At 30.2% G+C, this 845-nt stretch carries 1 protein-coding gene; it reads right to left on the bottom strand.

Annotation, left to right across the window (positions count from 1 at the left end):
• Positions 1-845 (bottom strand): BspA family leucine-rich repeat surface protein (locus CQA57_RS08100; RefSeq protein WP_115579725.1); only part of this gene is annotated, 845 nt, incomplete at both ends.

Raw genomic sequence — 845 nt, 5'->3', positions numbered from 1 at the left:
TCATTTGTCTTGTGAGATCTTCTCTCAAAATCAATATCAAAGCTCAATCCTTGTTCTTGTAATAATTTATCAGTATCTCTCTTTCTTTTGCCCAAAAAAGCGATTAAAGTTTCAAGATCTACAAAACTCTTATAAACTCCAATAAGTGCTTTAGTATCTTTGTTTGTATGTCTATTTTCAATTGTTTCAATACATTTCTCATAAGCCTCTAAATTTCTTTTCTCATTCTCAAAAGATTTTTTCTCAGCCTTTAAGCCATTGATTCTAACTCTGATGGAATTTGCTCTTTTATAAATCCTATCAAGCAACTCTTCATAGCTTAAATACATCTCATAAGCACCTAAAACATTCTTAATAATGCGTTGTTTTCTTGTATTCTTTTTTTCTTGCTCTATTCTTTGTTTTTCTTCTTCTGCTTTTTGTTTTGTCTCTTGGAGTGATTGAAGCTTTGAAGAATAGTTATCAGGTATATTTTTTAAGCTAGTGCAGTTATGAAACACACTATCAATATTTTGTGCTTTAGAAAAATCAAGATAAATCTTTTGGTTAAGACTGCTGCAATTAGCAAACATTCCATAAAAGGCTTCACCATTTGAAGTCTCAAGATTTATGGGTTGATTAAAAGAAACGCAATCAAACAACATCATACTGAAATCTTTGCCATTGCTAGTATTTTTGAATAATGGTTGATTAAAATTCTTGCAATAAGCAAAACATTGCCTAAAGCTTTCTACATTGCTGACATTCCAGTCAGAAATCCCCTCAAAAAATTCATTTGGTTCTTTGGAAAAAGGAATAAAAAAACCAGTGAGATCAGTGATTAAAGATGTATCAATATTTTTGCA

It is taken from the genome of Helicobacter anseris, assembly GCF_003364335.1.
Classification (GTDB): Bacteria; Campylobacterota; Campylobacteria; order Campylobacterales; family Helicobacteraceae; genus Helicobacter_H; species Helicobacter_H anseris.
Note: the sequence above shows the minus strand (reverse complement) of the source record. Positions and strands in the feature narration are given on the sequence as shown.